Genomic DNA, 16,730 nt, shown 5'->3' on the forward strand with positions numbered 1-16,730 from the left:
GTGGCAGACGCGACCCTTCACGTGCGCATCTGGCGCGGCGGCCCGGCCGTCGACGCGGGCGGCTTCGTGCGCTACGAGGTGCCTCGCCTGGATCACCAGACCGTGCTGGACGTGGTGACCCACGTGCAGCGCGTGCTCGACCCCACGCTGTCCTACCGCTATGCCTGCCGCGTGGGCATGTGCGGCTCGTGCGCGATGACGGTCAACGGCCAGGCGCGCTGGACCTGCCGCACCCACGTGGCCAAGGTCGTGGGGCCCGAGGGCGCGCTCGAGATCGCGCCGCTGGCGCACCTGCCGGTGGTGAAGGACCTCGCCACCGACATGAGCGAGTTCTTCGACAAGTGGGCGCGCGCGCGCGGGCGCTTCCAGGGCGAGCGCACGCGGCACGACGACTTCGCGCGCGTCTCGCCCGCCACGCCCGAGCGCCGGGCGGCCAATGCCGGCATCGAGTGCATCGGCTGCGCCGTGTGCTACGCCTCGTGCGACGTCGTGCCCTGGCGGCCCGACTTCCTCGGCCCGGCGGCGCTGAACCGCGCCTGGACGCTGGTCAACGACGTGCGCGACGTCGACCGCGTCGAGCGGCTGCGCGCCGTGGCCGGCGACGCCGGCTGCCACAGCTGCCATACGCAGGGCTCGTGCACCGAGCGCTGCCCCAAGGGCATCGCGCCGACGCTGTCGATCGCGGGCCTGAAGCGCACCGTGGCGCGCGCCGCCGTGAAGGGCGGGCTGTGACCCCGTCGGCCCGCGCGCCGCAGGTTGCCGGGCCGCAGGCCGCGGCGCCTGACGCCGGCCTGCAGGCCGCGCTGGCCCAGGCGCGGCGCTGGTACTGGCAGCGCGTCAGCGCGATGGTGCTGGCGCTGTGCGTCGTGGTGCATCTGGCGGGCATGGTCTGGGCCGTGCGCGGCGGCCTCAGCGCCGCCGAGATCCTGTCGCGCACGCAGGGCAATGCGCTGTTCGCCGGCTTCTACGCAGTGTTCGTGCTGGCATGTGCCGTGCATGTGCCCATCGGGCTGGTGTCGATCGCGCGCGAGTGGTGGCGCTGGCCGGCGCCGGCGGCGGCCTGGTTCGCGCGTGCGGTCACGGCCGCGCTGATCGTGCTCGGGCTTCGCGCGGTGTGGGGCGTCTACGCGCCCGGTGCCTGAACGTCCCCACCGCCATGCGACGCAACGACCATCGCGCCCACGGCCACCCGTCCTGGTGGGCGTTCTGGCTGCACCGGGTGTCGGGGCTGCTGCTGGCCCTGTTCCTGCCGCTGCACTTCCTGGCCCTGGGCCAGGCGCTGACCGGGCCGCAGGCGCTGGAAGGCTTCCTGCGGTTCGCCGACGCACCGTTGGTGAAGCTGGCCGAGTGGGGCCTGGTCACGCTGCTGGCGCTTCACTTCACCGGCGGCGTGCGGCTGCTGCTGATCGAGTTCGGCCGCGCGTCCGACCTGCTCAAGAACTGGATCGCCGGCGGCATCGGCGTGGCCGTGGCCGTCGGTCTGGCGTTCGCGCTCGCGCTGTGGGCCTGACCCGCCGCCGTCCCATGCAACCCACCACAGGAGACCCGACCATGACGACCCGCATCCATCGCCGCCGCGCGCTCGCGGCCGCCGCGCTGCTGGCCCTGGGCGGCAGCGCCCTGGCCCAGGACGCCTGGCCGAACAAGCCGGTACGCATGATCGTGCCCTTCGCCCCCGGCGGCTCCACCGACGTGGTGGCGCGCATGCTGGCGCAGAAGCTGTCGTCGCAATGGGGCCAGCCGGTCGTGGTCGAGAACCGCGCCGGCGCGGGTGGCAACGTCGGCGCCGACGTGGTGGCCAAGGCGCCGGGCGACGGCTACACGCTGCTGATGGCGTCCGGCTCGGTCACCATCAACCCGGCGCTGTACAAGAAGATGCCCTTCGACACCCGGAAGGACCTGCTGCCCATCACCAACGTGGCGCAGGGGCCGATGCTGGTCGTGGTGCAGGACGCTGCGCCGTACAGGTCGCTGAAGGACCTGATCGCTGCCGCGAAGGCGCGGCCCGGCACGATCAACTTCGCCTCCGCGGGCGTCGGCAGCCAGGTGCACCTGGCCGGCGAGAACTTCGCCGACGCCGCCGGCGTGGACATCCAGCATGTGCCCTACAAGGGCGAGGCGCTGGGTTACAACGACCTCATCGCCGGTCAGGTGCAGATGATGGTGGGCAACTTCGCCGCCGCGTCGGCCCTGGTGGGCCCCAACCGGCTGCGCGCGCTGGCCGTCACCAGCCGCCAGCGCATGCCGCAGATGCCCGACGTGCCCACGGCGCACGAGGCGGGCCTGCCCAACTTCGAGAACATCGGCTGGTTCGGCCTGTTCGCACCCGCCGGCACGCCGGCCGCCGTGGTCCAGAAGGTCCACCGCGACGTGTCCTCGGCGATGGCCGAGACCGAGATCAAGGCGCGGCTGTACGTGCAGGGCATGTCGCCGGTGGTCAACAGCACGGCGGCGTTCTCGGCACAGCTCGACCAGGAACTGGTGCGCTGGGCGCAGGTCGTGGCCGCGCGCAAGCTGCAGGCCAACTGAGGGCGCCGGGGGTCACGATGCAGGTCGACCTGAGCGCCGTCGAAGAGGCCGCCAAGACGCTCTACATCCGGGCGCTCAAGGTGCTGCCGCCCGACATCAAGCAGGGCTTCGAGCACCTGCGGCAGCACGAGACGGGCGCCACCGCGCAGTCGCTGCTGGGCACGATGGTGCGCAACATCGCGGTGGCCGAGCAGACCGACAACCTGCTGTGCCAGGACACCGGCATTCCGATCTACAACGTCACCATCGGCCGCGGCGTCAGGGTCGACGGCTTCGACCTGCGGCAGGCGCTGCGTCGCGGCTGCGAGCGTGCCACGCGCGAGTACCCGCTGCGCAGCTCGGTCGTGCACCCGCTGACGCGGCGCAACGAGCACAGCTCCTGCGGCATCGGGGTGCCGGTGATCCATGTCGACTTCGACGACGCGCCCGACATGCTGAGCATCGAGATGATCCCCAAGGGCAGCGGCAGCGAGAACGGTTCGTTCCTGCGCATGGCGGTGCCGGCCGAGGGCATCGACGCGATCAAGACCTTCGTCGTCGACTGCGTGCTGGCCGCCGGCGGAAAGACCTGCCCGCCCACCATCGTGGGTGTGGGGCTGGGCGGCACGTCGGACCTGGTGGTCGCGCTGGCCAAGCGCGCCGCCACGCGGCCGCTGGGCAGCGTGTGCGGCGATCCCGAGGGTGCCGCACTGGAGCGTCAGCTGAGCGACGCCGTCAACCGCCTCGGCGTCGGCCCGCAGGGCCTGGGCGGCGACTCGACCGCCTTCGCGGTGCACATCGAGCTGGCCGCCACGCACATCACGATGAACCCGATCGCGGTGAACATGCAGTGCCACTCGGCCCGCCGCGCCCGCGCCACCTTCACGCCGGCCGGCGTGAGCTACGGCTTCTGACGGGAGGCCCGGCCATGGCCCACCACGTGCTGGAGATGCCTGTCACCGAGGCGCAGGTGCGCGCGCTGCGCGTGAACGACACGGTGACCCTGCAGCGCACGCTGTACGGCATCCGCGACGCGACGCAGATCCACATGTTCGACCGCGACCGCCGCACGCGGCTGGACCTGCGCGGCCACGCCGTCATCCACACCGCACCCAACGTGCGCAAGGTGGCGGCCGGCCCGGCGCATCCGGCCGGCTATGCGCCGGTGTGCATCGGCACCACCACGTCCGACCGCATGGAGCGCTTCACGCGCCCGCTGATGGCGCGCGAGGGCGTGCGCCTGATCGTCGGCAAGGGCGGGCTGCGCGAAGACTCGTCGCAGGCCTTTGCCGATCTGGGCGGCGCCTACCTGGCCATCGTCGGCGGCACCGCGGCCCTGGAGACGACCTGGATCGAGCAGATCGAGGACGTGGACCTGGACGACCTGAATCCCGAAAGCCTCTGGCGCTTCCGCATCCGCGACTTCGGCCCGCTGCTGGTGGCGATGGACAGCCACGGTGCCAGCCTCTACCGCACGGTGCAGGCGGACACCGCGGCGCGTCGCGCCCAGGTGTTGGCGTCGCTGGGGGTGAAGTCGTGACCCAGGGCGCCGGCGTGCGCCGGCTGCAGACCGACATCCTGATCCTCGGGTCGGGCGGGGCCGGGCTGTTCGCGGCGCTGCACGCGCATCAGCGCGCGCCCGAGCTGAAGATCACGGTCGCGGTCAAGGGCCTGCTCGGCAAGTGCGGCTGCACGCGCATGGTCCAGGGCGGCTACAACGTCGCGCTGGCGCCGGGGGACTCCGTCGAGCGGCACTTCATGGACACCATCGACGGCAGCAAGTGGCTGGCCGACCAGGACCTGGCCTGGACGCTGGTGTCCACGGCGGTCGAGCGCGTGCGCGAGCTGGAGAACGAACTCGGCTGCTTCTTCGACCGCAACCCCGACGGCAGCATCCACCAGAAGGCGTTCGCCGGCCAGACCTTCGACCGCACGGTGCACAAGGGCGACCTGACCGGCATCGAGATCATCAACCGGCTCGCCGAGCAGGTGTGGGCCCGCGGCATCGACCGCCTGGAGGAGCACCGCGCCATCGAGCTGGTGAAGACGCCCGGCGGCGACGCGCTGGCCGGCGTGCTGATGATCGACATGCGCAGTGGCGGCTACGTGTTCGTGCAGGCCCGGGCCGTGCTGCTGGCCACCGGCGGCGGGCCGACGATGTACAAGTACCACACGCCGTCGGGCGACAAGAGCTGCGACGGGCTGGCGATGGCGCTGCGCGCTGGGCTGCCGCTGCGCGACATGGAGATGGTGCAGTTCCATCCCACCGGGCTGCTGGCCGGCAGCGGCACCCGCATGACCGGCACGGTGCTCGAGGAAGGCCTGCGCGGCGCCGGCGGCTGGCTGCTCAATGGCGACGGCGAACGCTTCATGTCGCGCTACGACGAGCGCGCCGAGCGCGCCACGCGCGACATCGTCAGCCGGTCCATCTACCGCGAGATGCGCGACGGGCGCACCACGCCCAATGGCGGCGTGTGGATCCAGATGAACCACCTGGGCCCCGACGAGGTTCGGCGCCAGTTCAAGGGCATGGTCGAGCGCTGCGCCGACTGCGGCTTCGACCTGGCCGGCGGCCGTGTCGAGGTGGTGCCCACCGCGCACTACATGATGGGTGGTGTGGTGTTCGCGCCCGACACGAGCACGCCCCTGCCGGCGCTGTTCGCTGCCGGCGAGGACACCGGCGGCGTGCATGGTGCCAACCGCCTGGGCGGCAACGGCGTGGCCAACTCCACCGTCTTCGGCGGCATCGCCGGCGACACCATGGCCGACTGGGTGCGACGCGAGGGCACGCTGCGCGCCCCCGACGAAGCCGCCATCGACGCGGCCGTGGCCCGCGCCGAGGCGCCGTTCCGCCTGCCCGCCGGCGATCTGGAGGCCGTGCGCGAGGCGTTGTACGACTGCATGTGGACCGACGTGGGCATCCTGCGCAGCGCCGCGTCGCTGCAACGCGGGCTGCAGCGGCTGGACGAGCTGGACGCGCAGCTGTCGCGCACCGGCGTGGCCGACATCGACCGCGCGTTCCACATGGGCTGGCACGACTGGCTCAACCTGAGGAACCTGATCGGCGTCAGCCGCGTGATCGCGCTGTCGGCGCAGGCCCGCGAGGACTCGCGCGGCGCGCACTTCCGCGAGGACTTCCCCGACACCAGCGCCCTCGAGGCGTCGCGCTACATCGTCGTGCGACAGCGCGAGGGCATGCTCGACCTGTCGCGCGAGGCGGTGCGCTTCTCGCGCGTGGCGCCGGGCCAAACCCTGCTGGCGGATGCTTGATCTCGCTGTCCCTGCCCGAACTGGTGGCGATGGGCGCGGCGATTGCGCTCGGCTACACCGTGTTCGGCCTGGGGGGCTTCGGGGCCAACGTGGTGGCGCTGCCGCTGCTGGCCCACCTGATGAGCCTGCGACTCGCGGTGCCCCTGCTGCTGATGCTGGACCTGTTGTCGGCCGCGCTGCTCAGCGTGCGGGCGCGGCCGCTGATCGACCGCGCCGAGCTGCGTCGGCTCGCGCCCGCGATGCTGGCCGGCATGGCCCTGGGCCTGCCGGTGCTGCAGCTGGCTGCCGAGCGCTGGCTGCTCTCGTTGCTGGGGATCTTCGTCGGCGGCTTCGCGCTCTGGAGCCTGCTCGGCCGCGCCGGCCTTCGACCGGTGCGGGCGCATTGGGCCTGGCCGGCGGGCCTGGCCGGCGGCGTGTTCAGCACCCTGTTCGGCACCGGCGGGCCGATCTACACGCTTTACCTGGCGCGCCGCATCGCCGACGCAGGGCGGTTGCGGGCCACGATCGGCGCGGTGGTCCTGGGCTCCGCGCTGGTGCGGCTGCTGCTGTTTGCCGGCGGCGGCCTGCTGACGCAGCCCGGCCTGCCAGCGCTGGCGCTGGTGGCGCTGCCCTGCGCGCTGGCGGGCTATGCAGTCGGCAGCCGCCTGCATGCGCGGCTGCCGCAGGCGCAGGTGCGGCGGGCGGTCTGGTGGCTGCTGGTGGCCAGCGCGGCGAGCCTGCTGGCGCGCGCGGTGGCGACGGCGTGATGGGGCCGCGCTCAGCTTCGCTTGCGCTGCGCCGGCGGCGCCGTGGAGCCGCGCACCACGAGAGACACCTCGACCTCCGTGTCGCGGACCGGCGCGTCACCGCGCGCCAAGGCCAGGGCACGTTCCGCGGCGCGTCGCCACATCGCTTCGGCCGGCACGTGCACGGTGGTGAGGGCCGGCTGCAGATGCGAGGCCATCTCCAGGTCGTCGAAGCCGACGATGGACAGATCGCGCGGCACCTCCAGGCCCAGGTGCCGGGCCTCGAGCAGGGCGCCCAGGGCGAGCACGTCGTTGCCACACACCACCGCGGTGGGGGCCGGCGTGGCCTCCAGCAGCTGGCGCAGGCCCTCGCGGGCGGCGGCCAGGGCGTAGGGCCGCTCGACCAGCCGCGACGCCGGCAGGGACAGGCCGGCCGCCTTCAGGGCCTCGCGCACGCCACGCACGCGGGCCTCGGCGCGGTCGTTGTCGCGCGTCACGCCGGCCAGCATGGCGATGCGCCGATGGCCCAGGTCGAGCAGGTAGCGCACCACCTGGCCCATCGCCCGGGCGTTGTCGAACCCCAGTCCCCACAGGCCCGGCGGCAGCGGCCAGCTCATCACATGCACCACCGGCACGCCGCGCGAGCGCAGGCGCGCAAGGAGCTGGGGCCGCTGAGCGCAGCCGCACAGCACCAGTGCGTCCGCACCGCGGGCCAAAAGGTTCAGCGCCTGGCTCTCCTCGACCTGCGGGTCGTAGCCACTGGTGGAGATCAGCAGCTGGTGGTCGTCCTCGGCCAGGCGTCGCTGCAGTGCGTCGATGGCCTTGGCGAAGATCGCGTTGTCGACGGTCGGAAAGACGGCGCCGATGGTGCCGGTGCGGCGCGACTTCAGCGTGCGCGCGCCGGCATGCGGCACGTAGCCGAGCTGGGCGATGGCCTCCTCGACCCGGGCCCGCAGCTCGGTGCGGACACCGTCGGTGGCATTGACCACGCGCGAGACGGTCGCGGTGGAGACCCCGGCGCGGCGGGCCACGTCGTTGATGGTCGGGAGGGGGGACGTCTGCGCACTCACGATGCCTGGCAATGTACTCGTTTGCAGCAAGGCCCGTGGCCTGCCGCACCGCCGTTTGCTAGGGGAAATCCGGTGCGTCGGCCGCCAAACAGCGCTTGACGGAGATGCATCCGGCACCGAAACTGAAATTGTTTACAGACGCCATCCCTCCACGCTTCAACCTCCTTCGAGTTCCCTCCGCCACGCCATGAGCGCCGTCGTTCCCCCTTCGCCCGTTGCCGCCCAGGCCGCCGTGGCCGGCGGCCAGGCGCGCTCGTGGGGGCTGCGCCTGGGCACGGTCGCGCTGACGCTGCTCATCGTGCTGGCGCTGTGGCACCTGCTGACCGCCGTCACCGGCATCGTGTCGCCGGCCCGCTTCCCGACGCCGGCCGAGGTCGGCCTGGCCCTGAAGCAGATCGCGGTCGACGGCTACAGCAACGGGCGTCTGCACGAGCACGTGCTGCGCAGCGTGCTGCTGGTGACGATGGGCTTCGCCGTCGCGGCCTCGATCGGCGTGGCGCTGGGCCTGGCGATGGGGGCCAGCCGAGTGGTCGAGGCCTTTGTCAACCCGATCTTCCTGGTGCTGCGGCCGATCCCGCCGCTGGCCTGGATCCCGCTGGCCATCGTCTGGCTCGGTCTGGGCGACGCGGCCAAGATGATGGTCATCTTCGTGTCGGCCTTCGTGCCGTCGGTGATCAACAGCTACACCGGCGTGCGCCAGATCGACAAGCCGGTGTTCGAGGCGGCGGCCATGCTCGACGTGAACGGCGTGCGCTACTGGCGCGAGGTGCTGATCCCCGGCGCGCTGCCCAGCATCTTCACGGGCCTGAGGCTGTCGCTGCAGGCGTCGTGGACCACGCTGGTGGCCGCCGAGCTCGTGGGGGCGATCACCGGGCTGGGCCAGATCCTGAACCAGGCGGCGCAGGACATCTACCCCGCCATGATCCTGGTGGGCATGATCAGCGTGGCCCTGTGCGGCTGGCTGATGACCCTGGGCCTGGGCTGGATCGAGAAGAAGGTCATGCCCTGGAGGGCGCACTGATGATCGGTCCGGCGCTGCAGCGCTCCCGGTTCCTGGGCCTCACCGCGGCCGGCGCGGCGAGCTTCCTGGCGCTGTGGAGCGTGGCCGCACTGTCGGGCATCACCTCGCGCGCCTTCCTGCCTGCACCGTGGGACGTGGTCGAGCGCTTCGCGCAGCTGCTGGTGCAGCCCTTCGCCGGCTTCGTGCTGCACGAGCACCTGTTGTCGAGCCTGCGCCGCTTCGCCATGGGCTTCGGGCTCGCGGTGCTGGTGGGCATCCCCCTGGGCCTGCTGATGGCCTGGTTCCGATGGGTGGACCGCATCGTCACGCCGGCTTTCGAGGCCGTGCGCTTCGTGGCACCGATCGCCTGGGTGCCGTTCGCGGCGCTGTGGTTCGGCACCGGCATCGGCGGCCCGGTGCTGATCATCTTCATGGGCGCGTTCCCGCCGGTGCTGATCAACACCTACCGGGGCGCGCAGCAGGTCGACCGCAAGTACATCGAGGCGGCGCGCATGCTCGGCGCCAGCTCGTGGCGCGCGATGACCGAGGTGCTGCTGCCGGCGGCCGTGCCGTCCATCGTGGCGGGTCTGCGCATCTCTGCCGGTCTGGGCTGGCAGTCGCTCGTGGGCGCCGAGCTGATCGTCGCGTCCAGCGGCGTGGGCTACCTGATGGTCAAGGGCCAGGCCTCCGTGTCGACCACCACCGTCATGTGCGGCATGGTGGCCATCGGCGTGGTCGGCCTGCTGATCGACGTGGTGCTGCGGCGCCTGCATGCGGCGATCGAGAAGCGTCGCGGAATCTGAGGAACCGAACGTGGCCAATATCCAGTTCCAGGGCGTGCAGCGGGTGTTCCGCCAGAACGACAAGGAGTTCGTTGCACTGAAGGACATCGACCTCGTGGTGCAGGACCGCGAGTTCGTGGCCATCGTCGGGCCGTCGGGTTGCGGCAAGACCACCTGCATGCGCATGGCGGCGGGGCTGGAGCACCCCACGGGCGGCGAGGTTCGCGTGGCCGGCGAGATCGTCGTCAAGCCCGGCCCGGACCGCGCCGTGGTGTTCCAGGCCTTCGCGCTGTTCCCCTGGAAGGACGTCTGGGACAACATCGAGTTCGGCCTGCACTCGCTGGGCATCGAGCCGGCCGAGCGCAAGCGCCGCATCGAGCAGTACATCGAGCTGATGGGCCTGCAGGGCTACGAGCACGCGTTCCCGCACCAGCTCTCCGGGGGCATGCAGCAGCGCGTGGCGATCGCGCGCGCCTACGTGCTCGACCCCAAGGTGCTGCTGATGGACGAGCCCTTCGGCGCACTGGACGCGCAGACGCGCGTGGTCATGCAGGAGGAGCTCGTGCGCCTGGCGCGCAAGAACCCTCGCACGGTGCTGTTCATCACCCACGCGGTGGAGGAGGCGGTGTACCTCGCCGACCGCATCGTGGTGATGACGCGCCGCCCCGGAACCATCCGCGAGATCATCGACGTCAAGTCGATCCGCGAGGCCGAGCACTGGGACGCCCACACGCGCATCGAGGACGTGATGGACCTTCCCAGCTTCGTGCATCTGCGCACCCACGTCTGGAAGCTGCTGCGCGAGCAGCAGGGCGACGACGCTCATTGACCCCACCGAACCACCCAAGAGGAGACACGACCATGCAAACCATCCTTCGCGCCAGCCTGCTGGGCCTTGCCGTCGCCGCGGGCGGCACTGCCCAGGCCCAGCAGCTCACCGAGATCAAGGTCAGCTACCAGCCCGCGCTGTACTGGGCTCTGCCGTTCCACGTCGCCACCGAGAAGGGCTGGTGGGCCGAGGTCGGCCTCAAGCCGGTGTTCTCCACCTTCCCGGCCGGCGTGCCGCAGATCGCGGCGGCGGCCTCCAAGTCGTGGGACGTCGGCGGCACCGGCGGCGTGCCCGCCGTGCTGGGCCACGTGCGCTTCGGCATCAAGACCATCGGCGTGAGCAATGACGAGTCGGCGGGCAATGCGCTGCTGGCCAGCAAGGCTGCCGCCGACAAGTTCGCCAAGGACCCGGCCTCCATCAAGGGGCAGACGATCGTGCTGACCGCCAACTCCACCGGCGACTACGCGGTGCAGTCCTGCCTGAAGAGGTGGGGCCTGTCCAAGAGCGACGTGACGATCAAGAACATGGGTCAGGCCGAGATCATCTCGGCCATGTCCTCGGGCAACGCGGATCTGGGGGGCCTGTGGGCGCCCAACATCTACACCCTCGAGGAGAAGGCCGGCGGCCGCGTGCTGTGCTCGGGCAAGGAGGGCGGTGCGTTCGTGCCCGGGGCGCTGATCGCGCGCGGCGACTACGCCGAGCAGAACCCGGAGAACGTCGCCAAGTTCCTGGCCGTGTATCTGCGCGCCTGGTCGTGGGCCAATGCCAACAGGAACGAGGCCATCGCGATGATGAAGAAGTTCTACGAGCAGGGCGGCACCTCCATCAGCGAGGCGTCCATGCGCAAGGAGTTCGACACCCGCCCGACCTTCAACCTGACGCAGCAGCTTCAGAACATGGACCGCAGCAAGGGCGCGTCCACCTGGGACGGCTGGTTCGGCGCGATCGGCGAGTTCATGAAGGGCACCGGCGCGATCCAGACCGTGCCGTCGACCGCCGACTTCATCACCGACGCCTACATGAAGCGCGTGGCGGCCGACCCGAAGCTGCGCGAGTTCGCCAACAAGACGAACTGAACCCGCAGCGGCGCTCGGCGAAAGGGCGGCCTCGGCCGCCCTTTCGAGGCGCCCTCTGAAAACAATTTCTGGAGTCGACCATGGCGACGACCTACCTCAAGAAGGCGAGCAAGACGCCGGAGACCGAGACCGCCACCGCGCAGAAGGTGGTCACCGAGATGCTCGACGAGATCGGCCGCAACGGCGAGGCGGCCGTGCGCGCCTATGCCCGCAAGCTCGACGGCTGGGACGGTGACATCGTGATGACGCGGGCCGAGATCGACCGCCGCGCCGCCGAGGTGCCCGCGGAAGTGAAGCGCGACATCGACTTCGCGATCCGCCAGGTGAGCGAGTTCGCCCATGCGCAGCGCCGCTCGCTGTCCGAGTTCTCGGTGGAGGTGCACCAGGGCGTCACCGCCGGCCAGCGCGTGCTGCCGGTCAACGTGGCCGGCTGCTATGCGCCCGCCGGCCGCTACGCCCACATCGCCTCGGCCTACATGGGCGTGGCCACGGCCAAGGCCGCGGGGGTGAAGACCATCGTGGCGTGCTCGGGCCCGTTTCGCGGCGGCCCGATGCATCCGTACCTGCTGTATGCCTTCGACAAGGCGGGCGCCGACGTCATCATGACCCTGGGCGGCGTGCAGGCGATCGCCAGCATGGCCGACGGCCTGTTCACCGGCCGGCCCGCCGACGTGATCGTCGGCCCGGGCAACAAGTTCGTGGCCGAGGCCAAGCGCGCCCTGTTCGGCAAGGTGGGCATCGACGTGTTCGCCGGCCCGTCGGAGGTGGCGGTGATCGCCGACGACAGCGCCGACGCCGCCATCGTCGCCAGCGACCTGGTGGGCCAGGCCGAGCACGGCCACGAGAGCCCGGCCTGGCTGTTCACCACCTCGCGCGCGCTGGCCGAGGACGTGATGCGGCGTATGCCGGCGCTGATCGACGCGCTGCCGCCCACCGCACGCGACGCGGCCGGCGCCGCCTGGCGCGACTATGGCGAAGTGGTCGTCTGCGACACGCGCGAGGAAGTGGCGGCGGTGTCCGACCGCTACGCCAGCGAGCACCTGGAGGTGCATGCGCGCGACCTCGACTGGTGGCTCGCGAATCTCACCTGCTACGGCTCGCTGTTCCTCGGCGAGGAGACCACCGTGGCCTATGGCGACAAGGCCAGCGGCCCGAACCACGTGCTGCCCACCAAGGGCGCGGCACGCTATTCGGGCGGCCTGTCGGTGCACAAGTTCATGAAGACGCTCACCTGGCAGCGCATGACGCGGGAGGCGGCACGCGACATCGGCGAGGTCACCGCGCGCATCTCGCGCCTGGAAGGCATGGAGGCCCACGCGCGCACCGCCGACGACCGGCTCGCGAAGTACTTTCCCGGCCAGCGCTTCGAGCGCGGCGAGCCGGTGCAGGTGTGACCGACATGCCCCAAGGGCCCATGGCGCTGTTCGACCTGCGCGGGCGGCGGGCGCTGGTGACCGGTGGCAGCTCGGGCATCGGTGAAGCCATGGCCCGCGCGCTGGGCCAGGCCGGCGCCCGCGTGCTGCTGGTGTCGCGGCGCGAGGGCGAACTCGACGCGGCCGCGCAGCGCCTGCGCGCCGAGGGCGTCGACGCCGGCTGGATCGCGGCCGACCTGTGCGACGTGGACGCGTTGCGCGCCGCCGCCGCCGAGGCCGAGCGTCGGCTGGGCGGCATCGACATCCTCGTCAACGCGGCCGGCGTCAACCTGCGCCAGCCCTTCGGCGAGGTGACGCCCGAAGCCTGGCAGACGCAGATCGCCCTGCACCTGGGTGCGCCGTTCTTCCTGACGCAGGCGTTGGCGCCGGGCATGGCCGCCCGCGGCTGGGGGCGCATCATCAACATCGCGTCGCTGCAGAGCTACCGCGCCTTCGCCCACAGCGCGCCCTATGGTGCCGGCAAGGGCGGCGTGGTGCAGCTCACGCGCGCGATTGCGCAGGAGTGGGGTGCCCGCGGCATCAACTGCAACGCGATCGGCCCGGGCTTCTTCCCCACCGCGCTCACCGCGCCGGTGTTCGCCGACGAGGCGCTGGCCGCGCGCCACGCGCAGCAGACCTGCGTCGGCCGCAACGGCACGCTCGACGACCTTGCCGGGCCCACGCTGTTCCTGGCCAGCGAGGCCAGCCGCTACGTCAGCGGCCAGACCCTGATGGTGGACGGGGGATACACCGCGCGATGAACGTACCGCTCGACTCGCTGTGGATGCCGTTCACGCCGAACCGGCAGTTCAAGGCCGCGCCGCGCCTCGTGGCCGACGCGCAGGGCATCGCCTACCGCACGCCGGACGGGCGCGAGGTGCTGGACGGCATCTCGGGCCTGTGGTGCGTCGGCGCCGGCCATCGCCACCCGCGCATCGCCGAGGCGATGAAACGCCAGATCGACACGCTCGATTTCGCGTCGAGCTTCCAGGTCGGCCATGCCGGCGCCTTCGAGCTGGCCGAGCGCATCGGCGCGCTGGCCCCGCCGGGGCTGGACCGCGTGTTCCTCGTCAACAGCGGCAGCGAGGCGGTGGACACCGCGATGAAGATCGCGCTGGCCCACGCGCGTGCGACAGGTCAGGGACAGCGCAACCTGTTTATCGGTCGCGAGCGTGGCTTCCACGGCGTGGGCTTCGGCGGCATTTCGGTGGGCGGCATGACCAACAACCGCCGTGCCTTCAATGGCGCGATGCTGCGGGCCGACCACCTCGCCAGCACCTGGGACCCGGCGACGCAGGCCTTCGTGCGCGGCCAGCCCGCCCAGGGCGGCGAGGCCATGGCCGACGAGCTGGAGCGCCTCGTCGCCCTGCACGACGCGTCCAGCATCGCCGCCGTGATCGTCGAGCCGCTGGCCGGTTCCACCGGCGTGCTGGTGCCGCCGCGAGGCTACCTGCAGCGCCTGCGCGAGATCTGCGACCGGCACGGGCTGCTGCTCGTCTTCGACGAGGTGATCACCGGCTTCGGCCGCCTGGGCGCGATGTTCGCCGCGCAGGCGCTCGGCGTGGTGCCCGACATGATCGTGTTCGCCAAGACGGTCAGCAACGGCGCGGCGCCATTGGGTGGCGTCATCGTCACGCGCCGGACCCACGACGCGGTGATGCAGGGGCCCCGGCATCTGTCCGAGCTGATGCACGGCTACACCTGCTCGGGGCACCCGCTCGCGTGCGCCGCGGCGCTGGCCATGCTCGACGTGCTGCGCGACGAGCAGCTGCCGCAGCGCGTGGCCGCGCTCGCGCCGCGCTTCGAGGCCATCGTCCACGGCCTGGCCGATGCGCCGGGCGTGGTGAGCGTGCGCAACCTCGGTCTGGCGGCGGGCATCGAGCTGGCCTGCGACGCCGCCGGTCCGGGCCGGCGTGGCGCTCGCGCGCAGGCCGCCGCCTTCGACCGGGGCGTGCTGACCCGCGCGCCGGGAGACACGCTCATCCTCGCGCCGCCCTTCGTCGCGTCGGAACACGACATGCAGCGCATGGCCGACCGCCTGCGCCAGGCCATCATCGACACGCAGCACCCCGAACCATGAAGACCCTCGTCTACACGCAACCGAACGAAGTGCAGCTGCAGGAAAGGGACCGGCCGTCCGCCGTGCCGGGGGAGGTCGTGCTGGCCATCGAGGCCGTGGGCATCTGCGGCTCCGACATGCATGCCTGGCATGGCCACGACCCGCGGCGCCTGCCCGGCCTGGTGCTGGGTCACGAGTTCGTCGGCCGCATCGCCGAGTCGGCGGCACCGGGCTTCGAGGTCGGCACGCGCTACACCGGCAACCCGCTGATCACCTGCGGCACCTGCGAGTACTGCGTCCAGGGGCGCAACAACCTGTGCGCCCATCGCACCATGGTCGGCATGACGCGCCCGGGCGCGTTCGCCGAGTACATGAGCATCCCCGCCGCGTCGCTGATCGCGATGCCGCAGGACCTGCCGTCCCGCAGCGCGGCCCTCACCGAGCCGGCGGCCACGGCCTGGCACGCGATCAACCTGACGATGCGCGCTCTCGCGCGGCCGATCCACGAGTGCCGCGTGCTCGTCATCGGCGGCGGCGCGATCGGCATGCTGGCGGCCCTGCTGCTGCGCCATCTCGGCGTGGACCGCGTGACGCTGGCGGAGCTGAACCCGCTGCGCCGCGAGGCGGTGGCGCGTCATGCGGGCTGCACGACGATCGATCCGCGCAGCCAGCCGCCAGCCGACGCCAGCTTCGAGGTCGTCATCGACGCCGTCGGCGCCAAAGCCACCCGCACCCAGGCCTTCGCTGCCGTCAAGCCCGGCGGGACCATCATGCACGTGGGCCTGCAGGACTGGGCCAGCGAGATCGACATGCGCAAGCTCACGCTGGCCGAGATCACGCTGCTGGGCACCTACACCTACACCACGGCCGACCTGCGGGCCACCGTCGACGCGCTGGCGCGCGGCGCCTTCGGCGACCTGTCGTGGGTCGAGGAGCGTCCCCTCGCTGAGGGCCAGCAGGCCTTTCTCGACCTCGATCAGGGGCGCTGTGCCTCGGCGAAGGTGATCCTGCGGCCCTAGCCGCCCCGGCCCGTGTCCGGCGCCGCGATCCCTGCCTGAAGCCAGGCCGCGAAGGCCTGCAGCGCGGGTGTGGGCTCGCGCGTGAGGCTGCGCGTGAGCCAGTAGCGGCCCACATCCACATCCACCGCGAAGGGTTGCACCAGCCGGCCCTGTGCCAGCTCGCGGCGGAACATCGACGCGGGCGCCAGCGCCACACCCAGACCGAGCAGGGCCGCCTGCACCATCAGCACCGAGGTGTCGAATTGCGGGCCGCGCGCGTGCAGCGCGTCGCAGCCGGCCGCACGCGCCCAGGCCGGCCAGTCCTCGGCGCGGAACGATCGCAGCAGCGTGCAGCGCCGCAGGTCCGCCGGACGCGACAGCGTCGAGGCCATCTCCGGTGCGCACAGCGGCGTCAGCGGCGCACTCTGCAGCGCCTGCGCGTGCACGCTGCGCCAGGCTCCGTCGCCGAAGCGGATCGCGGCGTCGATCGTCTCGGTGGCCAGGTCCAGCTTGTTGTTGTGCGTCTGCAGGCGCAGCTCGATGTGCGGGTGCTCGGCCTGGAAGCGCGGCAGCCGCTCCAGCAGCCAACCCTGGGCGTAGGTGCCTACCACCGCGACCGTCAGGCGCTCGGGCGGGGCACGCTCGTCGAGCAGGGCCACGGCCTTGTCGAGCTGCGCGAACGCCTGCTGCACCAGCGGCGCAAGGCGTGCGCCGTCGTCGCTGAGCTGCAGGCCGCGCGCGGTGCGCAGGAACAGCGGCTTGCCGATCTGCGCCTCGAGCGACTTGATCTGGTGGCTCACCGCGGCCTGCGTCACGCACAGCTCGTCGGCGGCGCGGGTGAAGTTCAGATGCCGCGACGCGGCAGCGAAGGCATGCAGGTGGTTGAGCGAGAGGCGGGCCAGGGTCATGAGAAAACCTCATGTCAGTGCCCAGCATTCTTCGTTGGGCAGCAGGTCGATCAGCTCGAAGAATAGCGTCGCATCACCCATCGACGATGAAGG

General features: G+C 71.7%; 18 protein-coding genes. 16 read left to right on the forward strand and 2 right to left on the reverse strand.

Annotated elements, in window-relative coordinates; genetic code table 11:
* Genes AC2EAQ_RS11590 through AC2EAQ_RS11625 form a run of 8 tightly spaced genes read left to right on the forward strand, consistent with a single transcriptional unit; the run spans position 1 to position 6,524 of the window.
* Positions 1 to 732 carry a succinate dehydrogenase/fumarate reductase iron-sulfur subunit gene (locus AC2EAQ_RS11590; protein WP_484643802.1) on the forward strand — a complete coding sequence of 244 codons (732 nt, stop codon included), beginning with the start codon at positions 1 to 3 and terminating at the stop codon, positions 730 to 732.
* Entirely contained in the window at positions 729 to 1,142 is a 414-nt protein-coding gene (locus AC2EAQ_RS11595) for a succinate dehydrogenase/fumarate reductase transmembrane subunit (RefSeq protein ID WP_484643806.1), read from the forward strand. The genes AC2EAQ_RS11590 and AC2EAQ_RS11595 overlap by 4 nt, the downstream gene beginning before the upstream one ends.
* A 14-nt stretch (positions 1,143 to 1,156) precedes the next feature.
* Positions 1,157 to 1,510 carry a succinate dehydrogenase, cytochrome b556 subunit gene (gene sdhC, locus AC2EAQ_RS11600; RefSeq protein ID WP_484643808.1) on the forward strand — a complete coding sequence of 118 codons (354 nt, stop codon included), beginning with the start codon at positions 1,157 to 1,159 and terminating at the stop codon, positions 1,508 to 1,510.
* Positions 1,511 to 1,551: 41 nt separating this feature from the next.
* Positions 1,552 to 2,529: a tripartite tricarboxylate transporter substrate binding protein gene (locus AC2EAQ_RS11605; protein ID WP_484643810.1), complete on the forward strand. Its 978-nt coding sequence runs from the start codon at positions 1,552 to 1,554 to the stop codon at positions 2,527 to 2,529.
* 17 nt (positions 2,530 to 2,546) lie between these two features.
* The gene (locus AC2EAQ_RS11610) at positions 2,547 to 3,422 is read left to right on the forward strand and encodes a fumarate hydratase (RefSeq protein WP_484643814.1); all 876 of its coding nucleotides are present in this window, start codon (positions 2,547 to 2,549) and stop codon (positions 3,420 to 3,422) included.
* Positions 3,423 to 3,436: 14 nt separating this feature from the next.
* Positions 3,437 to 4,048, forward strand: a complete 612-nt coding sequence (locus AC2EAQ_RS11615; RefSeq protein WP_484643816.1) for a fumarate hydratase C-terminal domain-containing protein — start codon at positions 3,437 to 3,439, stop codon at positions 4,046 to 4,048.
* Complete coding sequence (locus AC2EAQ_RS11620) at positions 4,045 to 5,778, forward strand: L-aspartate oxidase (RefSeq protein WP_484643818.1); 1,734 nt, start codon at positions 4,045 to 4,047, stop codon at positions 5,776 to 5,778. The genes AC2EAQ_RS11615 and AC2EAQ_RS11620 overlap by 4 nt, the downstream gene beginning before the upstream one ends.
* Positions 5,775 to 6,524 (forward strand): TSUP family transporter, encoded by a 750-nt coding sequence (locus AC2EAQ_RS11625; RefSeq protein ID WP_484643820.1) that lies wholly within the window; start codon positions 5,775 to 5,777, stop codon positions 6,522 to 6,524. Before AC2EAQ_RS11620 ends, AC2EAQ_RS11625 begins: the two co-directional genes overlap by 4 nt.
* Before the next feature lie 11 nt (positions 6,525 to 6,535).
* Here AC2EAQ_RS11625 and AC2EAQ_RS11630 read toward each other — a convergent pair whose 3' ends face one another.
* Complete coding sequence (locus tag AC2EAQ_RS11630) at positions 6,536 to 7,573, reverse strand: LacI family DNA-binding transcriptional regulator (protein WP_484643822.1); 1,038 nt, start codon at positions 7,571 to 7,573, stop codon at positions 6,536 to 6,538.
* 187 nt (positions 7,574 to 7,760) lie between these two features.
* On the opposite strand from AC2EAQ_RS11630, the gene AC2EAQ_RS11635 reads away from it, so the two are divergent.
* The 8 genes from AC2EAQ_RS11635 to AC2EAQ_RS11670 all read left to right on the forward strand — a co-directional run bounded on the left by AC2EAQ_RS11635 (position 7,761) and on the right by AC2EAQ_RS11670 (position 15,750).
* Entirely contained in the window at positions 7,761 to 8,594 is an 834-nt protein-coding gene (locus AC2EAQ_RS11635) for an ABC transporter permease (protein WP_484643825.1), read from the forward strand.
* On the forward strand, positions 8,594 to 9,376 hold the full coding sequence (locus tag AC2EAQ_RS11640; RefSeq protein WP_484643828.1) for an ABC transporter permease: 783 nt from the start codon (positions 8,594 to 8,596) through the stop codon (positions 9,374 to 9,376). Before AC2EAQ_RS11635 ends, AC2EAQ_RS11640 begins: the two co-directional genes overlap by 1 nt.
* A 10-nt stretch (positions 9,377 to 9,386) precedes the next feature.
* The gene (locus AC2EAQ_RS11645) at positions 9,387 to 10,184 is read left to right on the forward strand and encodes an ABC transporter ATP-binding protein (RefSeq protein WP_484643831.1); all 798 of its coding nucleotides are present in this window, start codon (positions 9,387 to 9,389) and stop codon (positions 10,182 to 10,184) included.
* A 32-nt stretch (positions 10,185 to 10,216) separates the two neighbouring features.
* On the forward strand, positions 10,217 to 11,260 hold the full coding sequence (locus tag AC2EAQ_RS11650) for an ABC transporter substrate-binding protein (protein WP_484643834.1): 1,044 nt from the start codon (positions 10,217 to 10,219) through the stop codon (positions 11,258 to 11,260).
* Between the two features lie 80 nt (positions 11,261 to 11,340).
* The gene (gene hpsN / locus AC2EAQ_RS11655; RefSeq protein ID WP_484643836.1) at positions 11,341 to 12,654 is read left to right on the forward strand and encodes a sulfopropanediol 3-dehydrogenase; all 1,314 of its coding nucleotides are present in this window, start codon (positions 11,341 to 11,343) and stop codon (positions 12,652 to 12,654) included.
* 5 nt (positions 12,655 to 12,659) lie between these two features.
* Positions 12,660 to 13,433, forward strand: coding sequence for an SDR family NAD(P)-dependent oxidoreductase (locus AC2EAQ_RS11660; protein WP_484643840.1), 774 nt, complete (start codon positions 12,660 to 12,662; stop codon positions 13,431 to 13,433).
* Positions 13,430 to 14,752, forward strand: a complete 1,323-nt coding sequence (gene aptA / locus AC2EAQ_RS11665) for an omega-aminotransferase AptA (protein ID WP_484643844.1) — start codon at positions 13,430 to 13,432, stop codon at positions 14,750 to 14,752. The genes AC2EAQ_RS11660 and aptA overlap by 4 nt, the downstream gene beginning before the upstream one ends.
* Positions 14,749 to 15,750 carry an alcohol dehydrogenase catalytic domain-containing protein gene (locus AC2EAQ_RS11670; RefSeq protein ID WP_484643847.1) on the forward strand — a complete coding sequence of 334 codons (1,002 nt, stop codon included), beginning with the start codon at positions 14,749 to 14,751 and terminating at the stop codon, positions 15,748 to 15,750. Before aptA ends, AC2EAQ_RS11670 begins: the two co-directional genes overlap by 4 nt.
* On the opposite strand, the gene AC2EAQ_RS11675 is transcribed toward AC2EAQ_RS11670, so the two are convergent.
* Positions 15,747 to 16,637, reverse strand: coding sequence for a LysR family transcriptional regulator (locus tag AC2EAQ_RS11675; RefSeq protein WP_484643849.1), 891 nt, complete (start codon positions 16,635 to 16,637; stop codon positions 15,747 to 15,749). The genes AC2EAQ_RS11670 and AC2EAQ_RS11675 overlap by 4 nt on opposite strands.
* Positions 16,638 to 16,730: the final 93 nt, after the last annotated feature.

This window comes from Aquabacterium sp. T101 (genome assembly GCF_057219775.1).